Origin of the sequence: Brevibacterium sp. CBA3109 (assembly GCF_040256645.1) — a bacterium.
Lineage (GTDB): Bacteria > Actinomycetota > Actinomycetes > Actinomycetales > Brevibacteriaceae > Brevibacterium > Brevibacterium koreense.
Map to the genome: position 1 here is coordinate 1,558,670 of NZ_CP158281.1, position 21,214 is coordinate 1,579,883.

General features: G+C 61.1%; 23 protein-coding genes and 1 tRNA gene. 22 read left to right on the forward strand and 2 right to left on the reverse strand.

From position 1 onward, the window contains the following. Positions 1-37: 37 nt before the first annotated feature. From AAFP32_RS07205 to murA, 13 genes are all read left to right on the forward strand, one after another. A complete protein-coding gene (locus tag AAFP32_RS07205) occupies positions 38-688 on the forward strand; it encodes an L-threonylcarbamoyladenylate synthase (RefSeq protein WP_101620469.1) in 651 nt (216 codons plus the stop codon). Continuing rightward, positions 689-1,798, forward strand: a complete 1,110-nt coding sequence (locus tag AAFP32_RS07210) for an MraY family glycosyltransferase (protein ID WP_101620384.1) — start codon at positions 689-691, stop codon at positions 1,796-1,798. After that, positions 1,795-2,241: a hypothetical protein gene (locus AAFP32_RS07215; RefSeq protein ID WP_350271234.1), complete on the forward strand. Its 447-nt coding sequence runs from the start codon at positions 1,795-1,797 to the stop codon at positions 2,239-2,241. Before AAFP32_RS07210 ends, AAFP32_RS07215 begins: the two co-directional genes overlap by 4 nt. A 206-nt stretch (positions 2,242-2,447) precedes the next feature. Further along, on the forward strand, positions 2,448-3,260 hold the full coding sequence (gene atpB / locus AAFP32_RS07220; RefSeq protein WP_233429489.1) for a F0F1 ATP synthase subunit A: 813 nt from the start codon (positions 2,448-2,450) through the stop codon (positions 3,258-3,260). A gap of 81 nt (positions 3,261-3,341) precedes the next feature. Then, a complete protein-coding gene (atpE, locus tag AAFP32_RS07225; RefSeq protein ID WP_101620387.1) occupies positions 3,342-3,566 on the forward strand; it encodes a F0F1 ATP synthase subunit C in 225 nt (74 codons plus the stop codon). A gap of 19 nt (positions 3,567-3,585) precedes the next feature. Continuing rightward, entirely contained in the window at positions 3,586-4,137 is a 552-nt protein-coding gene (locus AAFP32_RS07230; RefSeq protein ID WP_101620388.1) for a F0F1 ATP synthase subunit B, read from the forward strand. After that, entirely contained in the window at positions 4,137-4,943 is an 807-nt protein-coding gene (locus AAFP32_RS07235; RefSeq protein WP_350271235.1) for a F0F1 ATP synthase subunit delta, read from the forward strand. Before AAFP32_RS07230 ends, AAFP32_RS07235 begins: the two co-directional genes overlap by 1 nt. Positions 4,944-5,026: 83 nt before the next feature. Beyond that, on the forward strand, positions 5,027-6,661 hold the full coding sequence (gene atpA, locus AAFP32_RS07240) for a F0F1 ATP synthase subunit alpha (protein WP_101620390.1): 1,635 nt from the start codon (positions 5,027-5,029) through the stop codon (positions 6,659-6,661). A gap of 31 nt (positions 6,662-6,692) precedes the next feature. Then, positions 6,693-7,625 (forward strand): F0F1 ATP synthase subunit gamma, encoded by a 933-nt coding sequence (locus AAFP32_RS07245; RefSeq protein WP_350271236.1) that lies wholly within the window; start codon positions 6,693-6,695, stop codon positions 7,623-7,625. A 27-nt stretch (positions 7,626-7,652) separates the two neighbouring features. Then, positions 7,653-9,101: a F0F1 ATP synthase subunit beta gene (atpD, locus tag AAFP32_RS07250; RefSeq protein WP_101620392.1), complete on the forward strand. Its 1,449-nt coding sequence runs from the start codon at positions 7,653-7,655 to the stop codon at positions 9,099-9,101. A 3-nt stretch (positions 9,102-9,104) separates the two neighbouring features. Next, positions 9,105-9,365 carry a F0F1 ATP synthase subunit epsilon gene (locus tag AAFP32_RS07255; protein WP_350271237.1) on the forward strand — a complete coding sequence of 87 codons (261 nt, stop codon included), beginning with the start codon at positions 9,105-9,107 and terminating at the stop codon, positions 9,363-9,365. 22 nt (positions 9,366-9,387) lie between these two features. Next, positions 9,388-9,855 carry a DUF2550 domain-containing protein gene (locus AAFP32_RS07260; protein ID WP_350271238.1) on the forward strand — a complete coding sequence of 156 codons (468 nt, stop codon included), beginning with the start codon at positions 9,388-9,390 and terminating at the stop codon, positions 9,853-9,855. After that, positions 9,855-11,168 carry a UDP-N-acetylglucosamine 1-carboxyvinyltransferase gene (murA, locus tag AAFP32_RS07265; protein WP_350271239.1) on the forward strand — a complete coding sequence of 438 codons (1,314 nt, stop codon included), beginning with the start codon at positions 9,855-9,857 and terminating at the stop codon, positions 11,166-11,168. The genes AAFP32_RS07260 and murA overlap by 1 nt, the downstream gene beginning before the upstream one ends. 3 nt (positions 11,169-11,171) lie before the next feature. On the opposite strand, the gene nucS is transcribed toward murA, so the two are convergent. Beyond that, the gene (gene nucS / locus AAFP32_RS07270) at positions 11,172-11,867 is read right to left on the reverse strand and encodes an endonuclease NucS (RefSeq protein ID WP_350271240.1); all 696 of its coding nucleotides are present in this window, start codon (positions 11,865-11,867) and stop codon (positions 11,172-11,174) included. A 30-nt stretch (positions 11,868-11,897) separates the two neighbouring features. Between nucS and AAFP32_RS07275 the strand changes: the two genes are divergently transcribed. Beyond that, positions 11,898-12,194 (forward strand): hypothetical protein, encoded by a 297-nt coding sequence (locus AAFP32_RS07275; RefSeq protein WP_350271241.1) that lies wholly within the window; start codon positions 11,898-11,900, stop codon positions 12,192-12,194. 126 nt (positions 12,195-12,320) lie between these two features. Here the strand turns inward: AAFP32_RS07275 and AAFP32_RS07280 are convergent, their stop codons facing one another. Then, the gene (locus AAFP32_RS07280) at positions 12,321-13,880 is read right to left on the reverse strand and encodes a cell division protein (RefSeq protein WP_350271242.1); all 1,560 of its coding nucleotides are present in this window, start codon (positions 13,878-13,880) and stop codon (positions 12,321-12,323) included. Between the two features lie 227 nt (positions 13,881-14,107). Here AAFP32_RS07280 and AAFP32_RS07285 point away from each other — a divergent pair, with 227 nt between their 5' ends. From AAFP32_RS07285 to AAFP32_RS07320, 8 genes are all read left to right on the forward strand, one after another. Continuing rightward, complete coding sequence (locus tag AAFP32_RS07285; RefSeq protein WP_350271243.1) at positions 14,108-15,298, forward strand: acetyl-CoA C-acetyltransferase; 1,191 nt, start codon at positions 14,108-14,110, stop codon at positions 15,296-15,298. Positions 15,299-15,321: 23 nt separating this feature from the next. Further along, positions 15,322-15,636 carry a thiamine-binding protein gene (locus AAFP32_RS07290; protein ID WP_350271244.1) on the forward strand — a complete coding sequence of 105 codons (315 nt, stop codon included), beginning with the start codon at positions 15,322-15,324 and terminating at the stop codon, positions 15,634-15,636. A 124-nt stretch (positions 15,637-15,760) separates the two neighbouring features. Continuing rightward, positions 15,761-15,967 carry a hypothetical protein gene (locus tag AAFP32_RS07295; protein WP_350271245.1) on the forward strand — a complete coding sequence of 69 codons (207 nt, stop codon included), beginning with the start codon at positions 15,761-15,763 and terminating at the stop codon, positions 15,965-15,967. A gap of 142 nt (positions 15,968-16,109) precedes the next feature. Next, positions 16,110-16,183 (forward strand) — tRNA-Arg (locus AAFP32_RS07300). A 119-nt stretch (positions 16,184-16,302) separates the two neighbouring features. Further along, positions 16,303-18,000, forward strand: a complete 1,698-nt coding sequence (locus AAFP32_RS07305) for a dynamin family protein (protein ID WP_350271246.1) — start codon at positions 16,303-16,305, stop codon at positions 17,998-18,000. Continuing rightward, entirely contained in the window at positions 17,997-19,577 is a 1,581-nt protein-coding gene (locus AAFP32_RS07310; RefSeq protein ID WP_350271247.1) for a GTPase, read from the forward strand. Before AAFP32_RS07305 ends, AAFP32_RS07310 begins: the two co-directional genes overlap by 4 nt. A gap of 208 nt (positions 19,578-19,785) precedes the next feature. Beyond that, positions 19,786-20,385 (forward strand): single-stranded DNA-binding protein, encoded by a 600-nt coding sequence (locus tag AAFP32_RS07315; RefSeq protein ID WP_350271248.1) that lies wholly within the window; start codon positions 19,786-19,788, stop codon positions 20,383-20,385. A 144-nt stretch (positions 20,386-20,529) separates the two neighbouring features. After that, entirely contained in the window at positions 20,530-21,180 is a 651-nt protein-coding gene (locus tag AAFP32_RS07320; protein ID WP_350271249.1) for a DUF6993 domain-containing protein, read from the forward strand. The last annotated feature ends 34 nt before the right edge of the window (positions 21,181-21,214 follow it).

The window sequence follows — 21,214 nt, forward strand, 5'->3', positions numbered from 1 at the left end:
CGGGCTACTGACCACCATGATTCGAAACGGAGAATTCGTGTCGAGACGATTCGACGTCACCCAAAGCGACATCCGTGATCTTGTCCTTGACGAATGTGCCAGGGTCAGCGAAACGGGCAATCTGCTCGTCATTCCCACGGACACCGTGTACGGCATCGCCGCAGACGCGTTCAGCGCCTCAGCCGTCTCCGCTCTGCTTGCAGCGAAGGGACGCGGACGCGACATGCCGCCGCCGGTTCTCGTCCCCCGAGCGGAGACCGTCTTCGGCCTCGTCGACGGCGTCGACGAGAGGATGTTGTCGCTGACCGCCCAATTCTGGCCAGGACCGCTGACGATCATCGCCAATGCTCAGCCGTCGTTGGACTGGGACCTCGGCGACACCCATGGCACAGTTGCGGTGCGGATGCCCGACGACGAATACGCTCTCGCTTTGTTGGGCCGTACGGGGCCACTGGCCGTCTCGAGCGCCAACATCTCCGGTCAGCCCGCAGCCACCTCAGCGGATGAGGCGATGGAGATGCTGGGCGACGATGTCGACATCTACGTCGACGGGGGAGCCCGCGTGTCGGGAGTCTCTTCGACGATCGTCGACCTCACCGGAGATGTTCCCCGAATCGTGCGCGAAGGGCCTGTGACCATCGAGGAACTGCGTGACATCGTCCCCGACATCCTCGACCTGGACGGCTGAGTGCGCGCCTACCTCTTCATCCTCATCATCTCGGCCCTTGTGGCCTACCTGTTGACCCCGATGGTCAGGAGGGTGGCCGAGCGCGGCCTCATCTTCTCGCCCCTGCGTGAACGGGACGTGCATTCCGTTCCGACGCCGAGGTTGGGCGGAGTCGCGATGTTCGGAGCGGTGATCGTCGGCCTCATCTTCGCCTCACAGACCCCGTTCCTGCAGAGAATCTTCGTCGATATGGCCCCCATCATCGGCATCGCGGGCGCCGCCACGGTGCTATGTGTGCTGGGCATCATCGACGACATCTGGGATCTCCACTGGATGACCAAACTCGCAGGTCAGGCGCTGGCCGCGGGCTTCATGGCAATCAACGGAGTGGCGCTGCTGTCGATTCCGTTCGGGGGAGTGATCATCGCATCGCCGCGGATGTCGATCATCATCACCATCCTTGTCGTCCTGGTGACGATCAATGCCGTGAACTTCGTCGATGGACTCGACGGACTGGCCGCAGGAGTCGTGGCGATCGGCGGCAGCGCATTCTTCATCTATTCCTACGGGCTGGCCCGGGATACATCCCCTGAGTCCTATGCGAACCTGGCGTCGTTGATCACCGCGATCCTCGTCGGCGCCTGCCTCGGCTTTCTGCCTCACAATTTCAATCCCGCGCGGATCTTCATGGGCGATTCGGGGTCGATGCTCATCGGTCTGCTGCTCGCCGCGTCGACGATCCGTGTGACCGGGCAGGTCGATCCGGCATTTCTGGGCGAAGAGCGTGTGTTCGCGACATTCCTGCCCATCATCTTGCCGATTGCAGTGATGTTCCTGCCTCTGCTCGACCTGGGACTGGCTGTCGTCCGCCGACTCATGGCCGGCCAATCACCGTTCTCCGCTGACGCCAAGCACCTTCATCACAGAATGCTCAGTCTGGGACATTCGCATGCCCGGGCAGTGCTGATCCTCTACAGCTGGACCGCACTGATCGCCTTCGGCTCAGTCATGCTGCTCCTGATGTCGTGGGTCTACGTGGTCTGCATCGTCGGCGGCCTGTTCGCCATCACCCTGATCTTCACGTTCTACCCCCTGCGGGTCCGCCAGAAAGCCAGAGAGGAAATCTCATGACCGATGAGTCACGTCGTCAGGAGACCTACGTTCAAGCAGCGTGGACCAGAGTCTGGAGGACCATGTTGATCCGCGGGGCGATCCTCGTCGTTGCTGTCGCCGTGCTCGGAATGGGCATCGGCTACCTCGTATCCGATTTCAAAGGACTCAACGGCGGTGCTGTCGGCGGTGGACTGGCCGCGGTCTTCATCATCATCACCCTGGTCATCATGTATGCGGGCCGCAACATGGGGTTGACGGCGATCGCCGGATTCTTGGGCATGGGCTTCCTCTTCAAAGCGTTCATCTTCATGATCGTCATCTGGCGGCTCAAAGACGCAATCTGGCTGGACGGAACTGTGGCGTTCTTCACGATCGTCGCGGCCGTGATCGGTTCTTCGCTCGTCGAAGGGCTGACTGTGGTCAAAGGACGCGTTCCCTACGTGGATCCCGACGCGAAATAGGCGAATTCGACGCTTGCGACAGCCCCTGCCAGAGGAGGTACAGTCAAAGGTGATGAATTTGTCGACAGCGCTCTACAATTGGTAGAGTTGTTGCGGTGCTGGAGCCATTCGTTGCTCCATGTCGCTCCTGAACCTACAGCCATGCAACTCGTGTGTGGCTAAGGCCAGGCCATCAAGGCTTTTGACCATGGGAGAGTAAAGGAAACGTGGGAACACTCAACGCTGCGAACACAACGATCCAAGCCGCTGAAGGTGGTTTTCACGCCCCGTCCATGGCGGAGTTCTTCCCCGCCGCGTTCCTCTTCGAAGGCACTCCCTTTGAGATGAACCGCGTGATGCTCATCCGCGTCATCGCCACTGTGGCAGTCGTTGTTCTGCTTGCTGTGTGGGCAAAGCGCATGAAGCTCGTTCCGGGCCGCTTCCAGTCCAGCATGGAGCTGGCGATGGAATTCGTCACCGTCGGAATCGCCGAAGACACCATGGGCAAGGAGCGCGCCAAGAAGTTCATGCCGCTGATCGTCGCGATCTTCTTCGGCATTCTGTTCTGGAACGTCACGAAGCTGATTCCGTTCCTCAATATGCCGGGCACCGGCGTCATCGGCCTCCCAATCGTGCTCACGCTGACGGTTTACGTGACTTATCATTGGGCTGGCATCGCCGAGAAGGGACTCGGCGGCTATCTCAAGGATTCGCTCATCCTGCCCGGAGTCCCATGGCCGATGCATATTCTGCTCATCCCGATCGAGTTCATCACGAAGTTCGTCACCCAGCCGTTTACGCTGGCCATCCGACTCTTCGCCAACATGATGGTCGGCCACCTCCTCCTCGTGCTCTGCTTCTCAGCGACGAGCTTCTTCCTCATCGATGCTGCGAACGGATTCCAGTTCTTCTCGATCATCACCTTCGCCGGCGGATTCTTCGTCTTCATCCTTGAGATGCTGATTGTCGTCCTGCAGGCCTATATCTTCGCTCTTCTCTCCTGCGTCTACATCAACGCCGCGATCTCAGACGACCACTGAGAAACGCCCCTCAATCTGTAACTCCAGATGTTACAAGGGCCGGGCCAACCACCCGGCCGACATATGAAAGGAAAGCATTCAATGGATATGCTCGCTGAAGTCTCCGGCAGTATCAGCACCGTCGGATACGGCCTCGCCGCAATCGGCCCGGGTGTCGGTGTCGGTATCGTCATCGGTAAGACCATCGAGGGAACCGCACGTCAGCCTGAGATGGCCGGCGCACTGCGCGGAAACATGTTCCTCGGCATTGCGCTGATCGAGGCCCTGGCCCTGATCGGCATCGCCACCCCGTTCTTCCTGCCCTGATCAATAAGAGGACTAAACGATGACTCCGGTACTAATTCTTGCCTCGTCTGAGAACCCGCTTCTCCCGGCGTGGTACGACATCATCTGGAGTGCCATCTGTCTGCTGATCGTCTTCCTGGTTGTCTGGAAGTACGTCCTCCCCGCCTTCAACAAAACCCTCGATGAGCGCGCAGAGCGTATCCAGGGTGGAATTGAAAAGGCTGAGAAGGTGCAGGCCGAAGCCGATCAGGCTCTGGCCGAGTATCAGAAGCAGCTCGCCGACGGTCGTGCAGAAGCTGCACGGCTGCGCGCCGAAGCTCAGGAAGAAGGCGCCCAGATCATCGCCAATATGAAGACCCAGGCTCATGCTGAGTCCGAGCGCATCGTCGCTTCGGCCCAGACGCAGATCGAAGCCGAACGTCAGTCCGCCATGGTGCAGCTGCGTTCGGAAGTCGGCACTCTGGCCACCGATCTGGCATCACGCATCGTCGGCGAATCACTGACCGACGATCAGCGTTCTGCCAACGTGGTCGATCGCTTCATCTCCGATCTCGAGTCACAGTCTTCGGCACAGCCGGTCAAGGGGGCGTGATGCTCCAGTCGAGCAGATTGTCCCTGCAGGCCGTTCTTGAATCCGCCAATGCTGAGATCTCACACGGCGACGCCCGTGAGTTCGGCAAGGGCGAACTGGCCATCGTTGCTGTTCTCGCCGAGAACGTGACGCTGCGCAAGGCCTTGGCGGACTCGTCCGAGTCAGCTGAGAAGAAGCAGCAGCTGCTGCGGACTCTGTTCTCGACTCGGACCACCGAACCCGCTCTGCGTCTGAGCGAACTGGCCGTCGGCCAGCGCTGGGCCAGAACTCAGGACCTGGTGACCAGCCTTGAGGTTGCCGGAGTGACAGCCATCGCTGCTGCTGCTCAGGCATCCGGTCAACTCGGCCAGGTGGAAGAGGAAGTCTTCCGTTTCGCCCGTCTGTGCGAAAGCGAACATGAACTGGCGCGCGCCTTGGACTCCGATGCGTCTGCATCGACGAAGCGTGCGCTCATCGCAGACTTGCTGGCGGGTAAGGCTCAGGCCGACACCATCACACTGATCGAACAGGCAGCTGTGTACCCACGCGGTCTTCGCGTGGCGATGGCCCTCGATCAGTACAGCGACACCCTCGCGGCACGACAGCAGCGTTCGGTCGCTGACGTCACAGTCGCCAAACCTCTGAGCGAGGTTCAGACCCAGAAGCTGACGGCGGCTCTGTCCGCAAGCTACGGGCGTGACCTCGTTCTCAACGTTCAGGTCGACCCCGAAGTCATCGGGGGAGTCCGGGTTCAGGTCGGCGACGAGATGATGAGCTCCACAGTGGCTGATCGCTTGGCCGAAGTGCAGCGCAAGCTCGCTAAGTAAATCGAGGGGCCGGCCAGTCCGGCAGCACAGGCGGCCCACCGGTCGTCGGACACAGTTTTGAGTAAAGGAAGCAGGGAAACCAGATGGCGGAACTGACAATTCGCCCGGAAGAGATCCGGGACGCTCTTGGGAAGTTCGTTGACTCGTACAACCCCGAGAGCTCGGTAAAGTCCGAAGTCGGCAAGGTCGTCACCGCTGGTGACGGAATTGCCCACGTGTCGGGTCTGCCCGGCACCATGGCCAACGAACTTCTCCGGTTCGAAGACGGCACTTTGGGCTTGGCACAGAACCTCGACGAGCGCGAGATCGGCGTCGTCGTCCTCGGAGAGTTCTCCGGGATCGCCGCTGAGCAGAACGTTTACCGGACCGGCGAGGTTCTCTCGATTCCGGTCGGTGACGGATACCTCGGTCGTGTGGTCGATCCTCTGGGTCAGCCGGTCGACGGCCTCGGCGACATCGAGACCGTCGGTCAGCGTGAGCTCGAGCTCCAAGCCGCAGGCGTGATGGATCGTCAGGAGGTGCGCGAGCCTCTGCAGACCGGCTACAAGAGCATTGACGCCATGATCCCGGTTGGCCGTGGTCAGCGTCAGCTCGTGATCGGCGACCGCAAGACTGGTAAGACCGCTCTGGCGATCGACACGATCATCAACCAGAAGACCAACTGGGAGACCGGCGACCCGAAGAAGCAGGTGCGCTGCATTTACGTCGCCATCGGACAGAAGGGTTCCACCGTCGCCGGTGTCCGCCGTTCGCTCGAAGAAGCCGGCGCGCTGGATTACACCACGATCGTGTCCTCTCCTGCCTCGGACCCTGCAGGTTTCAAGTACCTCGCCCCGTACTCGGGTTCGGCTATCGGCCAGCACTGGATGTATGAGGGCAAGCACGTCCTCATCGTGTTCGATGACCTCTCGAAGCAGGCAGAGGCTTATCGTGCAGTGTCCCTTCTGCTGCGTCGTCCGCCGGGCCGTGAAGCCTTCCCCGGCGATGTCTTCTACCTGCACTCGCGTCTGCTCGAACGCTGCGCGAAGCTCTCCGATGAGTTCGGCGGCGGGTCGATGACGGGTCTTCCGATCATTGAGACCAAGGCCAATGACGTGGGTGCATTCATTCCGACCAACGTGATTTCGATCACCGACGGTCAGATATTCCTGCAGTCGGATCTCTTCAACGCTGGCCAGCGTCCAGCAGTGGATGTGGGCATCTCCGTGTCCCGTGTCGGCGGCGCTGCTCAGACGAAGGCACTCAAGAGTGTCTCCGGCACATTGAAGATCTCCTTGGCCCAGTATCGTTCGCTCGAGGCGTTCGCCATGTTCGCCTCCGACCTTGACGAGACGACCAAGCGCGACCTGGCTCGCGGTGCACGACTGACCGAGCTGCTCAAGCAGTCTCAGTTCTCGCCGATGGCCTTCGAGAAGCAGACCGTGTCGATCTTCGCCGGAACTCATGGCTACCTCGATGAGATTCCTGTCTCCGACGTGCTCAAGTTCGAAACCGAACTCCATGATCACATCGAACGCAAGACCGGCATCTTCACGACTATCCGTGAGACGCTCAAGCTCGATGATGACACCTCGGCCGAGCTGGACAACGTCTTGACGGAGTTCTCCCGGAACTTCGTCAGCTCCGACTCCAGCGGATCCAAGGCCGGCAGTGAAGACACTGCCACCGCCTCATCCGATGAGGTCGAGCAGGAGCAGATCGTTCGGCAGAAGCGTTGAATCTGATCCGTAACAGCGAAAGGAAGAACTGATGGGAGCCCAGCAGAGGGTCTTCAAGCAGAAGATCCGCTCCACTTCGTCCTTGAGGAAGATCTTCAAGGCCATGGAGCTCATCGCTGCTTCACGGATTCAGAAGGCCATTGCACGTTCGCAGTCTGCCGGCCCATACGCCAACGCCCTGACCCGGGCGGTCTCGGCGGTGGCGAGTGAGTCCAATGTCGACCACGTGTTGACGACCGAGCCCGAGTCTGTCACCCGTGCCGCAGTGCTGGTGATCGGCCCGGACCGTGGATTCGCCGGGGCCTACTCGGCGAACCTGCTGCGCGAAGCCGAAGAGCTTAATCGGCTGCTGCGCGGCGAGGGCAAGGACGTTGCGCTCTTCACCGTCGGCGGTAAGGCCCAGAACTACTACACCTTCCGCGACCGTGCGATCCAACAGGCCTGGACCGGCATCTCTGAGATGCCGACTCCCGAGAATGCTCGGGAGATCGGTGAGGCCCTCTTGCAGAGCTTCAATGCCGAATCCGCGCAGAGCGGTGTGGATGAGATCTACATTGTGTTCACGAAGTTCGTCTCCAGCGTCAAGCACGATCCGGAATACCGGCGACTGCTTCCGCTCGAGGTCGTAGACGCGGGCGAGGTCGCCACCGGCGGCCCGTCCGCACCGGCGAAAGACGCGGCTGCGTTCCCTCTCTATGAGTTCGAACCCAGTGCTGAGGCCGTCTTGGATTCGTTGCTGCCGCGCTACATCGACTCGCGGATCCTGTCCGCGCTGTTGAGTGCTTCAGCGTCCGAACAGGCTTCACGTCAGGCTGCGATGCACACCGCGACCGAAAATGCGGATGATCTCATCAAGACCTATACCCGGTTGGCCAACACGGCTCGCCAGGCGGAAATCACCCAGGAACTCACCGAGATCGTCGGTGGGGCCGATGCCCTCGCGGCATCATCAGCCGGCGACTGACCGGCGAGAGCAGAGAAGAAAGAGACCATGACTGCCACAGCTACGGATACCTCCCCGGCGCAGGGCACAGCCCTCGGCCGGATTTCCCGAGTCATTGGCCCGGTTGTCGACATCGAGTTTCCGCTCGACTCCGTGCCAGCGATCTACAACTCACTGTCCACCTCGGTGGAACTCTCCGAAGGCTCGCGCAAGCTGACCTTCGAGACTGCACTGCACCTGGGCAATGGCATCGTGCGTGCCGTGTCCTTGCAGCCCACCGATGGCCTGGTCCGCGGCCAGGAAGTCGTCGACTCCGGCGCCCCGATCACCGTGCCCGTCGGCGACGTGACCAAGAATCATGTGTGGAACGTCACCGGTGACTGCCTTAACCTCGAAGACGGTGAACAGCTCGAGATCAGTGAGCGCTGGCCGATCCACCGGACGGCTCCCGCCTTCGACGAACTCGAGTCGAAGACCGAGATGCTCGAGGTCGGCATCAAGAGCATCGACCTCCTCACCCCTTATGTCCAGGGTGGAAAGATCGGCCTCTTCGGTGGTGCAGGCGTCGGCAAGACCGTGCTCATCCAGGAGATGATCTTCCGCATCGCACACAACCACAGCGGCACCTCCGTGTTCGCCGGTGTGGGTGAGCGCACCCGTGAGGGCAACGACCTCATCATGGAGATGGACGAAGCCGGCGTGTTCAAGGACACTGCCTTGGTCTTCGGGCAGATGGACGAGCCGCCGGGCACCCGACTGCGCGTGGCGCTGTCGGCACTGACTATGGCGGAGTACTTCCGCGATGTCCAGAACCAGGACGTGCTGCTGTTCATCGACAACATCTTCCGGTTCACGCAGGCCGGCTCCGAGGTGTCGACCCTGCTGGGTCGTATGCCCTCGGCCGTGGGCTACCAGCCGAACTTGGCGGACGAGATGGGACTTCTGCAGGAGCGGATCACCTCAACGCGTGGTCACTCGATCACCTCGATGCAGGCGATCTATGTTCCCGCCGATGACTACACTGACCCGGCTCCGGCAACGACCTTCGCCCACCTCGACGCGACGACCGAGCTCAACCGTGACATCGCCTCGCGCGGCCTGTACCCGGCCATTGATCCACTGACCTCAACATCGCGTATTCTCGATCCGCTGATCGTCGGCGAAGAGCACTACCGGGTCGCCAACGAGGTCAAGGCCATTCTGCAGAAGAACAAGGAACTGCAGGACATCATCGCCATCCTCGGTGTCGATGAACTCGGTGAAGAGGACAAGCTCGTCGTCCACCGTGCTCGTCGCATCGAGCAGTTCCTGTCGCAGAACACCTACACCGCTGAGAAGTTCACGCAGGTGCCCGGTTCGACAGTTCCGCTGGCCGACACCATCGAAGGGTTCTCGAAACTCTGCGCCGGCGAAGTCGATCACATCCCGGAACAGGCATTCTACAACGTGGGTGGGCTTGACGACGTCATGCGCAACTACGAAGAGATGCAGAAGTAAGCCATGGCTGTCCTCGATGTGAACGTCGTAGCAGCCGACCAACAGGTATGGGCTGGTGAGGCCAAGCGCGTCATCGCCCGTACCTTGGATGGTGAGATCGGCATCCTGCCAGGGCATGAGCCTGTTTTGGGTGTCGTAGCCGATGGTGAAGCGCGTATTCTCACGACCTCTGAGGAGACCATCCGGGTTCAGGCCGATGGTGGATTCCTGTCTGTCGAGAATAATCGTGTCATCATTGCCGCTGATCAGGCCGAACTTCTCTGATCTGTCAATTAAACTGGCAACCGTGAACCCTTCCGTCCTGCTGATCGTTCTGCTCTCGTTAGTGGGACTTGCGCTTGCGCTGATCGTCGTCGTGACGATTCGCCGCAGGTCGATTTCGAAGTTGTCCGGTGCTTTTGACTGTTCCATCAACGTGGGCGAGGAATCCTCTTCTCGCCCACGTTGGCGTTTGGGTGTAGCAGTGTTCTCGGTGGCGTCACTGGACTGGTACCCGGTATTCGCACTCACTCGCCGGGCCGCGGTCCGTCTCCCGCGTGCCGGTCTCGATATTCTCGTCCGCCGCAAACCCACGTCCGGGGAACAGTATTCGGTGCTGCCCGACGCCGTGGTGGTGGACTGTTCCTATGGGAAGGCCGACGGCCGACCCCGCTCCGTATCTCTGGCTATGGACACCGAGTCACTGTCCACGATGGCCTCATGGCTGGAATCATCGCCCCCCGGCTTCAACCCGACGATGGGAAGGTTCACCTGATGGATGTCTTTCGCTTGACCGGTCCGAGTCGACTGCGCGGCGAAGTCGATATCAGGGGAGCCAAGAACAGCGTTCTCAAACTGATGGCGGCCAGTCTGCTGGCCGTCGGCCGGACGACTATCACCAATGTGCCCGCGATTCTCGACGTGCGCATCATGGTCCAGCTCCTCACCCGGCTTGGTTGCAACGTCGATTACGACGCCGATCATGGCATCGTCAGCATCGATGTACCTGCCGAAGTCGGCATCCAAGCCGACTACGAACTCGTGCGTGCGATGCGAGCATCGATCTCCGTGCTTGGCCCCCTCACCGCGCGGATGCGCTCAGCGCATGTGGCCCTTCCCGGCGGCGACGCGATTGGCTCGCGGGGTCTGGACATGCATCAGGCCGGTCTCGAAGCTCTCGGGGCAACGGTGCATCTCGACCACGGCTACTTCGTCGCGGAGGCCCCGAGTGGTCTTCGCGGAACGGACATCGACCTCGAATTCCCCTCCGTTGGTGCGACGGAGAACCTGGTGATGGCGGCGACGCTGGCCCATGGTGTGACAACGATCTCGAACGCGGCCAAAGAGCCGGAGATCGTCGACATCTGCACGATGCTGGTTGATATGGGTGCCCAGATCAGTGGGATCGGTACGTCCGACATCACGATCACGGGTGTCGACGAACTCCGACCGGTCGCGCACCGTACGGTGGGGGATCGGATCGTGGCCGGAACCTACGCTTTCGGCGCCGCTCTTTCCGGCGGTGATGTGATCGTGAAGGGCGTCGGACTTGAGCTGATGCCCAATATCGCGATCAAACTTCGCGACTCGGGCGCCACAGTCGATGACCTCGGTGACATTGATCTGGGTGACGGCACTCGTGGGAAGGGGTTCCGCGTCATCGGTGCCGAACGTCCGCACGCGATTCGTGTCGCGACGATGCCGTTTCCCGGCTTCCCCACGGATCTGCAGCCGTTCGTCATTGCCCTGAATTCGGTATCTGATGGTGTCGGACTGCTGTCGGAGAACCTGTTCGAGGCCCGCTGGAGGTTCGTCCAGGAGATTGCTCGACTGGGTGCGAAGGTTCGAGTAGACGGTAACCATGCCCTGATCTCCGGTGTTGACAGTCTGTCCGGCGCCGAGGTGGAAGCTTCAGACATCCGCGCCGGTGCCGGCCTCGTGATGGCGGGGCTGCGGGCCGTGGGAATCACTGAGGTCTCCGGCATCGACCACATCGAGCGCGGCTATGAGAACTTCGTGTCGAATCTGCGCAGTCTTGGCGCCACCATCGAGCGCGTCGAAAAAGCCGACATCCTCAGTTTCGAATAGAACTCAGAACAGGCGTGAGTCGGGGTCGTCCATACCGCGCAGTGCATCGTAGTCGAGGACGACACAGCGGATTCCACGATCCTCGGCCAAGGTTCGGGCCTGAGGTTTGATTTCCTGAGCGGCGAACACTCCTCGCACCGGTGCGAGCCGCGGGTCCCGGTTCATCAGCTCCAGATACCTGGTCAGCTGCTCCACGCCGTCAATGTCGCCCCGGCGCTTGATCTCCACGGCAACCGACTTGTGGCCGTGGTCTCGGGCGAGAATGTCGACGGGTCCGATGGCCGTCATATATTCGCGCCTGACCAGGCTGTAGCCGTCTCCGAGAGTCTCTATATGTTCGGACAGCAGTTCCTGCAGGTGGGCTTCGACCCCATCTTTGACCAGTCCGGGATCGATGCCGAATTCATGCTGGTCATCGGCGATCACCTCGGCGATGGTGATGACGAGCTTGTCACCGGTCTTGGCCTGTGACACCGTCCAGATCTCGGCCAGACCAACCTCTGTCTGCTCCTGGCTCGGATCAGTGACGGTGATTGAACATGGAGGTGTCATCCAGTTCAAGGGTTTGTACGATCCGCCATCCGAATGGATGAGGATCGAGCCGTCGGCCTTGAGCATGATTAGACGGGTGGCCATGGGCAGATGGGCGGTCAGACGACCGGCATAATCAACGGAGCACTTAGCAATGACGAGACGCACGCGCTTTACCCTACGTGAGAGAATGAGCAGATGCCACGATCTACCTCCTCGCGTCGCAAAAACAAATGGCGGCAGGCCCCACGCGAACTCTCCGACTCCGTGAATGGGCTGCGCACAAGCCGAGATCTGCCCGACGGGACGTGGTCCGTGCAGAACGTCGCCGGCAATTCTCAGGGCAAGGTCTATGTCTGTCCCGGGTGCGGGCAGGACCTGGCATCGTCGACGGCGCATATTGTTGCCTGGCGGCAGGCCGCCCGATATGGCACCGAGGTGGGCGTGGATTCCCGTCGTCACTGGCACACGAGATGCTTTCAGAGATTCCGGTGACGGAGTCGGCTGTCGGCTGACCACAGATCGGGATCTGAAGAACCAGAGATCAGGATCTGAAGAAGGGGCCAGTTCACTGTGAACTGGCCCCTTCTCAAGTGTGCGGAATGCTGGAGAGTGCGAACCTCAGCGCAGCGAGTTCCTTGACCGCGATGCCTTGCCCTTCTTATTCTTGGCACCTGAAACCTGAGCGTCGATGGCTATCGTGTCAGCGTCGGTGGCTCCATTGGGCAGGTCAGAGCCCTCTGCTTCCTCAGCGCCGTCGGTCGCGACAGGCTCCTCAGCGTCAGACTGGGTTGCCTCGGACTCTGCTGCCTCCGTTGAGACGTCTTCGCCCGATGGTTTCGCGGTGTCCGTGGAATCCGCAGATGTGGTTGTGCCGTCGGCGCTGTCGGTACCGTCCGCTCCGGCATCCGCGCCGTCGGCAGGCTCGTCTGCGTCCTCGGGGTCCTCCGCCAGAAGGTCGGCGAGTTCCTGCTCATCGGCAATCTGTTCAGTGGCGTGTGATGCGGACTCGGCCTTGGCCGGATCGACGGAATCGCCTCCCATCACACCGGGCATGGCGAACAACGAACGGAGCTGATCGAGCTGGGCTGTGATCGTCTTTCGCTGCTTGGTCAACAGGTCGACCTGAGACTGGGCGGATGCCACGTTGCGCTTGGCTTCGGCGGCGGACTCTTCGATAGTGGCTTCGGCCGTTGCCCGGGCTTCGCCGATGAGGGTCTGTGCACGAGTCTTGCCGTCGGCAATGATGTCGTCAGCCTTCTTCACCGCATCCGAGCGGGTCGTTTCTGCCCTCTCCGCGGCTTCTTTAGCCTCAGCATCGGCCTTCGCCGCGCGTGCCTGAGCCTCGTCGATGAGCTTCTTATTCTCAATCTGGGCGGAGTCGTAGCGCTTCTTGCGATCAGACTCGGCCGCCTGGCGCTTACCGGCCAGCTCGACATCGAGTTCGTCGGCAGCCTTCGTCGATGCCTCATCGCGCGCTTTCGCCGCGGCGAGGAGTTCGTCGGCCTGTGCTTGAGCGGTGCTGATCGACTCATCGGCTTGAGTCTTGGCTTCGGCCCGCAGATCGGCAGCCTGCTTCTCTGCGGTGGCCTTGAGCTCGGCGAGCTCATGTTCGAGACTCTCACGGGCTTCCTTCGTGGCTGCCTCGTTGGCTTCCTTGGCTTGGTTGTATTCGCGTTCCGCAGTCGCCTTGAGCTCGGCAGCACGCTTTTCGGCGGCCTTCACCGTCTCGTCGGCGCGCATCTCGGCCGAACTGATGATCGCATCGGCCTCGGAGCGGGCATTGGACAGAGTGTCGTTGCTCTCTGTGTGCATACGCGCACGGGCAGACGCGGCTTCGGCTCGTGCTTTGTTGCGGATCGTCTCCGCATCGGAATTCGCCTGAGAGAGAGTCTCACGTGCCTGGGACTCCGCGATCTTGAGCAGATGGTCGATGCGGCTTCCGGGAGGGCCAGACGCCTCGGCGCTGTCATTGGCGGCCTTCTTCAGTTGAGCCTTCGCTTCAGAGAGTTCTCCGGCGATCTGAAGTTTCGCGCGATCAGCGTTGATGACTTGGCTGCGGGCATCGGAGAGGGCCTTACGAACGGACTCGACCTCGGTTCGCAGCTGCTGCAGGCGAGAATCAACTTCACTTTTTTCGTAGCCGCGCATCGCTGTGCGGAATTCTTCGCTGGGCGTCACTGAAGTGGACTCCTGTCGTGTCAAGGGATGTGGTCTCATCTTCCACCCCTACTCTAACGGACTCACCATGAGTGTGGGGTGCGAATTCTCAAGTGTGGACACGCCCTGCCACGTTGTGACACGGCCCCCGTGACCGAGGCCACAGACAGCTCGACTACCCTTGGAGCAGGAAGCATTTCACCGAGTTCTCTGCGCTCGAGCAGGGTTCGAATACCTGAGGAGGAAATATGGCTGAAGCAGTGATCGTCGCGGGTGCGCGCACACCATTCGGACGTCTGCAGGGTGGCCTGTCGTCGCAGACAGCTGTGCAGTTGGGCGGCAAGGCTATCTCCGGCGCACTTGACCGCGCAGGGATCACCGGCGAGGACGTCGAGTACGTCATCATGGGGCAGGTTCTGCAGGCCGGGCTCGGTCAGGGACCTGCGCGACAGGCCGCGGTTGAGGCCGGCATCCCGATGCGCGTGCCCGGTGTCACCGTGAACAAACTGTGCCTGTCGGGCATCAACGCGATCACACAGGCTGCACAGCTGGTGCGGGCGGGGGAATACGACGTCGTCGTCGCCGGTGGGCAGGAGTCGATGAGCCTGGCTCCCCATCTGCTGGAGAAATCGCGCTCGGGCTACAAATACGGTGACGTCGTGGTGAAGGACCATATGGACTACGACGGTCTGTGGGATGCTTTCACCGACCAGGCGATGGGTGGCTTAACCGAAGAAGCCAACGCCGGTGATTTTGAATTCTCCCGCGAGGACCAGGACGCTTTCGCGGCCCGTTCCCATCAGCGTGCGGCCCAGGCTTGGGAATCGGGGGCATTCGACGATGAAGTCGAAGCTGTCACCATCTCTGGGCGCAAGGGCGACGTGACCGTCTCCACCGATGAGGGCGTGCGCGCCGAGACCACACCGGAGTCGATGGCGAAGCTGCGACCAGCCTTCCGTAAGGAGGGCACGATCACAGCCGGAAATGCTTCACAGATCTCCGACGGTGCATGCGCGGTCGTCGTCATGTCTCGTGAGAAGGCTGAAGAGCTCGGTGCTCCGATCCTCGCTGAGATCCGTTCGCACGGGTGGACGGCAGGTCCTGACTCCACCCTCCAGCATCAGCCTTCACAGGCCATCCAGGCCGCTGCTGAGAAGGAAGGTGTCGCGGCTGATTCCTTCGATCTCTACGAGATCAACGAAGCCTTCGCAGCGGTTGGACTCGCCAGTTCGAAGGACCTGGGCATCGACCTGGACAAGGTCAACGTCAATGGTGGCGCGGTGGCACTCGGGCATCCGATCGGAGCTTCCGGAGCGCGCATCGTGCTGACCCTTGCTCTCGAGCTCCAGCGCCGAGGCGGCGGCACAGGTATCGCTGCACTCTGCGGTGGTGGCGGTCAGGGTGACTCGCTCATTGTGTCCGTGCCCGCGCAGAACTGACCCAGATCCGAAAGGAGAGCATCATGCTCGTCGCATTTTCCGTCGCTCCCAGCGGAGGTGACAATACGGACGCATCGGTCCACGATGCGGTCGCCGCAGCCGTGGAGGTCGTTCGACGTTCCGGGCTGCCACACCGGACTGATTCGATGTTCACCACGATCGAAGGTGAGTGGGATGAGGTGTTTGCTGTAGTCAAAGAGGCGACTGACGTCGTCGGTGAGTTCGGCCCGCGAGTGGCGCTGGTCGTGAAGGCCGATATTCGTCCGGGATACACCGGTGAGATCGATGGCAAGCTCGAGCGTCTGGAGAAGGCCATCGACGCACGCGGCGACGCCTGATCAACCGGTGGCATCACAGTCGATCGGCATCGATTGGTATGCACCGATGAAACTTTCGGGCAATTCCTAGTGACGTGGGTCTCATTCGGGTCTACTCTTTCTTCAAGGAAGAAGGAGATGAACAATGAACGGTTCAACGTATTTCACTACAGCCACTGCACTGACGATGGTCGCCCTGCTTGGTTTCATGGCTGCCGGTTTCTTTCCGGTCATCGTCGACTTCGCCTTCGCCATCGAAGCGGTGGCCGTCATCCTCGCCCTCATCGGGCTTGTGATGGTCGCATTCGTGACGGTGCGTAAGTCTCTGGAGCGTGTCGCTCGCCTGTACTGACCCCTCATCGAACATCCCGTGATGCGGGCTGGGAGTGACTGCGCGATAGCAGCGGCCCTCGTCGCTGTCTAGGAGTTCAATCTCCGAGACAGCGACGAGGGCCGCTTTCTGTTCTGGATCGGGCATCGGTTAGGATATTTGAGCCTCCGTAGCTCAGTTGGATAGAGCGACCGCCTTCTAAGCGGTAGGTCGCGGGTTCGAGCCCCGCCGGGGGTACTTTTTCATCGAGTGACGTCACCAGTGGCTCTTCGATTGCTTCCTGCAGTGAGCAATTACCTCCCAGTACGGCGTGGCAATTGGTGCGCGGCTGGGAAAACGTAGAGAGTGGATGCGTGATGACAGACAGTAAGAGTGCCGTGACGCCACCAGTGGGAGGGGCGCTGAGCGATATCGCGAAGCGAGTCTCTGAAACCCGCTTCACCCTGCAGACTGAAGATTTCGCTGATGGTCGCGAACTGCATCGTCAGCTTTCCTCGGAGTTGACTGACTACCTGCTGCCGCGGATCAATCGGACACGAACGCCCTTCATGATCGCCGTCGGTGGATCGACCGGCGCGGGCAAATCTACTCTCGTGAATTCCCTGGTGGGGCGCACGGTCAGTCCTGCGGGGGTGCGCCGACCGACGACAGGCAACCCGGTTGTGGTCCACAACCCCGCCGATGCCAAGTTCTTCGAATCACAGTCCTTCCTGTCCGATCTGCCACGCAGCACGGACCCCACGGCGTCGACCCCCTCTGTCGTACTCATTCCTGATGACTGCGTCGAACCTGGCACTGCTGTGCTCGACTGCCCGGACATCGATTCTATTGCCGAGTCGAATCGTGAGCTGGCGCGCCGGATCCTGATGAGCGCGGACCTGTGGATGTTCGTGACCACAGCCAACCGCTATGCCGATGCCGCACCATGGGCCCTGCTCAAGGACGCCGCAACCCGCAACACCTCGGTGGCCATCGTGCTCGACCGGGTGCCGCCGGAAGCAAACCGTGAGGTCAGGCACCATCTCTCCAGTCTGCTGTCGGAATCGGGTCTGGCGAATTCTCCGATCTTCGCAGTGGCCGAACTCGAACTCGAGGACGGTCTGCTTCCTCACTCGGCGATCTATCCGATTCGGTCCTGGATCAGCCAGGTGAGCTCAGAAGGCCGTTCGCAGGAGCGGATACGACAACGGACCCTCATCGGCTCGATCGGCGCAATGCCGGCCCAGGTGAAATCCCTGGCCGATTATGCAGAGTCGCAGGAGACGACGTTCAATCGTCTGCAGCTCAGCCTTGATCAGACCTTCAGTGGTGCAGATGACGGACTTCCCGAGGTATTCTCCGACGGTCGCGTCCTGCACGGAGAGGTCAACGCCCGTTGGCAGGACTTCGTGGGAACGGGACAGCTTTTCCGCGGTCTGGAACCCACGATGGCGCGCATGCGCGACAGGATCTCCGCCGCGGTCACCGGTAAGCACGATGCCGCCTCTCCACTGCACGTTGCGATACTGCGCAGCGCAGCTATCTCATTGCGGGAACAGGCAATCGCGGTCGTTGACGAGATCAGCGCTCAGTGGCGCCGAGATCCAGCCGGATCGGCATTGCTGGATGCACACCCCGAACTGTGCCGTAGCGCGAAGGACCTCGAGGATTCGGTCAAGTCTGCAGTCAGCGGCTGGTCCAACGAGGTGAATGCTCTGGTGCGAGACATCGGCCAGGGCAAGAAGTCCAAGGCCAGAATTCTTTCGTTCGGCGTTGGCGGAGTCTGTGCCGTTGTGGAATACGCGGCATTCTGGGACCCGAAGTACACGGCCGCAGATGGTCATGATTCGCGCAATGACGCGAATGTCGCGCTCAGCCTCGCTGGCACGATCTTCGGTGAGCAGGAAGCCGTGAATCTCATCGGATCCGTCAGGGATCGCTTCCTGACCACAGCGGCAGGAATCGTCGGCGGCTGCCGCACGCCTTTTGACAACGTATTACAACTATCCGCGGTACCGGCGCGGCAAGCGGGCGCTCTGCGCGCCTCCGGTGATCGACTTGAGGTGGCATTGTGAACGATCCTGCACAGTCCGAGATCAGGCGTCGGGCCGAAGGAATCCGACAGACACTGTCTCTGGGGCCAGACAAACTGAGTCCCGACGTTCGCGCGGACGCGCAGAACCTCCTCAACCGTGCCGAGGATCGCCTCGGGTTGGGCGAAGAGTTCACAGTAGTGGCCTTCGCCGGTTCAACTGGTTCTGGAAAGTCGTCGCTGTTCAATGCTGTCGCCGGACTGGACATCGCCAGGGTCGGTGTTCGCCGCCCGACCACCTCCCGCCCCACCGCATGCGTGTGGGGCGAAGGCGGCAACGACATCCTCAATTGGCTGCATGTTCCCGAGCGCAGCCGGACCTGGCGCGAATCGGCGCTCGACGGTGACGATCAGCGCAAGCTCCATGGTCTGATTCTGCTTGATCTGCCTGACCACGATTCGACCGCGGTCAAACACCGTGTCGAATCCGATCGACTCGTGGGACTCGTCGACGTTGTGTTCTGGGTCGTTGACCCACAGAAATACGCTGACTTCTCACTGCACTCCGAATACCTGACGAAGCTGGCTGAGAACAGCTCGAACATGGTTGTGGTTCTCAACCAGGTCGACAAACTCAGTGACGAAGAGCAGAAGGCTGCCGCCGACCACCTGCAGCAGCTGCTCGTCGAGGACGGGCTCACCGACACCAAGGTGCACTTGACCTCCGCCGTCACACGGGACGGGATTCCTCAGGTCAGGTCAATCTTGGCTGACACGGTTGATTCCAAGCAGGCGGCCTCTGAGCGACTGTTGGCTGATATGCAGGCCATGGCCAACCGGATGCAGAATGAACTCGGCGAACCGGTGGTTCCACCGGATGAGCGCCCGGGGGCTTCGCGTCTGGTGGAGACCATGTCTGATGCCGTCGGCGTCGAGGCCGTCGCGCAAACCGTCCACGATGACTATATTCGCCGCGCCTATCGCAATACCGGATATCCGGTGCTGGCATGGATGCAGAGAAACGCCCCCGACCCGTTGGGGGCCAAGCACGGCCAGGGCAGAGACGAACTCATCCGCGCGTCGGTGCCGGCGACAAGCAGAGCCCAGAGTTCTCAGGTGCGTCTGATGGCTCATGAGCTCATCGCAGAATCGGTGTCCTCCATGCCGCGACCATGGCAGAGCGCGGTAGCAGAAGCTGAGAAGGCGAGCACCACCGAGTTGTCCGAAACGTTGGACTCGGCCGTCACCGCTGTGGATATCAAACCGCAGACCCCCAACTGGTGGTCCGTGGCCAAGATTCTGCAGATCATCTTCTTCCTCGCCACGATCCTTGGCCTGCTGGGTCTCATCGCCACTGCCATCCTCGCCATCGTCGTGCCGGGAACACTTCCGGGATGGAGCTGGATTGCGAGCATCGGCCTGCTCGTGGTCGGTATCATCGGATCTGTAGTGACGTCGGTGATTGCCAAATCCGCGCGCAGTAAGGGTGCTGACGAGGCGGCCGGCGACATTGACCGCAAACTTCGCGACGCCATCGGCAGTGTGGCCCAGAGCTCCTATCTGGGGCCGGTCAACGCCGTGATCGACGAGCACCGACGCGCCTACGAAACACTGCGCTGACACTACTGTGCACATGAGCATCGACTCATGTGCCACTGCCCTGTGGACGGTCAACGACCGTCCACAGGGCATTTCTCATGTCTGGACATCGTCGCCGCCTGACGCGCTCACTGGTGTTTGACGTGATCGGCCGATTCAGACTGTTTCGTCCCCGATGGGCGATTCGGCAGGGTCCATCACGAAGTACTCCAAGAAATGAGGAAACACGATGTCCATCATTCCGATCAACCTCAGCGGTACTGTGGCTGCCGATCCGCAGAGCCGGACGCTGCCCTCGGGCAGAGCCTGCGCATCCTTTCGGTTAGCCGTCAATCATTGGCGCCTCGACAAGGGGACTGGGGAGTATGTCGCCGATGCAACGTCGTGGTTCAGCGTCGATTGCTATGGGCCTTTGGCCAGCAACGCTTCGATGAGCCTCCATCAGGGCATGTCAGTCGTGGTACAGGGGACCTTGAAGATTCGAGAATGGTCGACGGAGGAGAAGCGCGGAATCGCTCCGACGGTAGTCGCCGAGCACATCGGTCCCGACCTTCGGTACGGAACCGCCAACTATCAGAAGGCCAGCAGCGCGAACCGTCACCAGGACGGCCAGCAACAGGGAGCGTCAGGCGGTGAATCAGGCTGGGCGGACCTCGGTGGCGAAGTTGCAGGTGCCGGTCCCGACATCTCCGAAGCGTCGAGCCTCGGTTCCCACGACGACGGGGAAGACGACGGGGCTGATATCGCTGCGAACGCGGATGGGGGAGACTCGGGGAGCGTCGATGATGCCATCGCACGTGACACGGTGAGCGCAGCGGCACCGTTCTGAGCAGGGGCGGATTCGGGCCCGCGCACCGTCATCGGCAAGACCTCGTGGGCAGGCCGAGGTGAGAACACGTCGGGTCTGACCGCGATTGTGTGATCGATCGGTTAAGGTGAGACTGTTAATCGTTCCCACCTGCTGAGGTTGTTGATGCGTCTCGTTCCCCTCCTGAGTCTTGGAGCACTGACCTTAGCTCTGTCGGGCTGTTCGCTGCTGGGATTCGGCGGTGACGATTCTCAGCCGACGCCCGTCCGCACTCCCGCGAAGCCGGCCGCGGAAGTCGACAAGGTCGTCACGGCTCTCGAACCGCTGACCGGCGATGAGGACAAGGTTCCGTCGACGAAGAAGTTCTTTAAGACCATGATCGATGCTGGATACGATGAGGACCAGCTCGAAGCCACCATCGATGACTCACCCTTGGGCAATGACGTGCCCTCGAAGATGTTCGGCGTCAAAACCGACAAGGGGTGCGTTATCGGGGAGATTCGGAAGGGAAAGGCAACTGCAGAGCTGATGCCTCCCACCGAATCGACCGGGTCATGTCTGCTCGGTGAGGTCGAACGTCCGAAGGGTGTGGAGGCACCTGAAGGAGACAAGCGCGAGAAGGACGGCGATTCCAACGGTGCCGGACACATGCCTGGTGAGGACATCAACGGCAAGGACGGCGCTTCGCAGAGTCCGTCGCCTGAGGGGGGATCGGAAGGTACCTCGTCGCAGGGAACATCTGCAGATGGCTCTGCATCCGAAGGTCCCTCCGAGGGCTCCTCGTCCGGTGAAGCACCGTCGCTCGGCGGCGGCTGATCCAAGGGCTTCATCACGTGTCTCAATTGGCACT

Excerpts from the sequence above, each read along its gene's own strand:
- AAFP32_RS07235 (WP_350271235.1), top strand. The coding sequence starts at position 4,137 with ATGCTCCAGTCGAGCAGATTGTCCCTGCAGGCCGTTCTTGAATCCGCC.
- AAFP32_RS07215 (WP_350271234.1), top strand. The coding sequence starts at position 1,795 with ATGACCGATGAGTCACGTCGTCAGGAGACCTACGTTCAAGCAGCGTGG.
- AAFP32_RS07255 (WP_350271237.1), top strand. The coding sequence starts at position 9,105 with ATGGCTGTCCTCGATGTGAACGTCGTAGCAGCCGACCAACAGGTATGG.
- AAFP32_RS07305 (WP_350271246.1), top strand. The coding sequence starts at position 16,303 with ATGACAGACAGTAAGAGTGCCGTGACGCCACCAGTGGGAGGGGCGCTG.
- AAFP32_RS07245 (WP_350271236.1), top strand. The coding sequence starts at position 6,693 with ATGGGAGCCCAGCAGAGGGTCTTCAAGCAGAAGATCCGCTCCACTTCG.
- AAFP32_RS07290 (WP_350271244.1), top strand. The coding sequence starts at position 15,322 with ATGCTCGTCGCATTTTCCGTCGCTCCCAGCGGAGGTGACAATACGGAC.
- AAFP32_RS07295 (WP_350271245.1), top strand. The coding sequence starts at position 15,761 with ATGAACGGTTCAACGTATTTCACTACAGCCACTGCACTGACGATGGTC.
- AAFP32_RS07320 (WP_350271249.1), top strand. The coding sequence starts at position 20,530 with ATGCGTCTCGTTCCCCTCCTGAGTCTTGGAGCACTGACCTTAGCTCTG.
- AAFP32_RS07230 (WP_101620388.1), top strand. The coding sequence starts at position 3,586 with ATGACTCCGGTACTAATTCTTGCCTCGTCTGAGAACCCGCTTCTCCCG.
- atpA (WP_101620390.1), top strand. The coding sequence starts at position 5,027 with ATGGCGGAACTGACAATTCGCCCGGAAGAGATCCGGGACGCTCTTGGG.
- AAFP32_RS07315 (WP_350271248.1), top strand. The coding sequence starts at position 19,786 with ATGTCCATCATTCCGATCAACCTCAGCGGTACTGTGGCTGCCGATCCG.
- AAFP32_RS07285 (WP_350271243.1), top strand. The coding sequence starts at position 14,108 with ATGGCTGAAGCAGTGATCGTCGCGGGTGCGCGCACACCATTCGGACGT.
- atpE (WP_101620387.1), top strand. The coding sequence starts at position 3,342 with ATGGATATGCTCGCTGAAGTCTCCGGCAGTATCAGCACCGTCGGATAC.
- murA (WP_350271239.1), top strand. The coding sequence starts at position 9,855 with ATGGATGTCTTTCGCTTGACCGGTCCGAGTCGACTGCGCGGCGAAGTC.
- AAFP32_RS07275 (WP_350271241.1), top strand. The coding sequence starts at position 11,898 with ATGCCACGATCTACCTCCTCGCGTCGCAAAAACAAATGGCGGCAGGCC.
- atpD (WP_101620392.1), top strand. The coding sequence starts at position 7,653 with ATGACTGCCACAGCTACGGATACCTCCCCGGCGCAGGGCACAGCCCTC.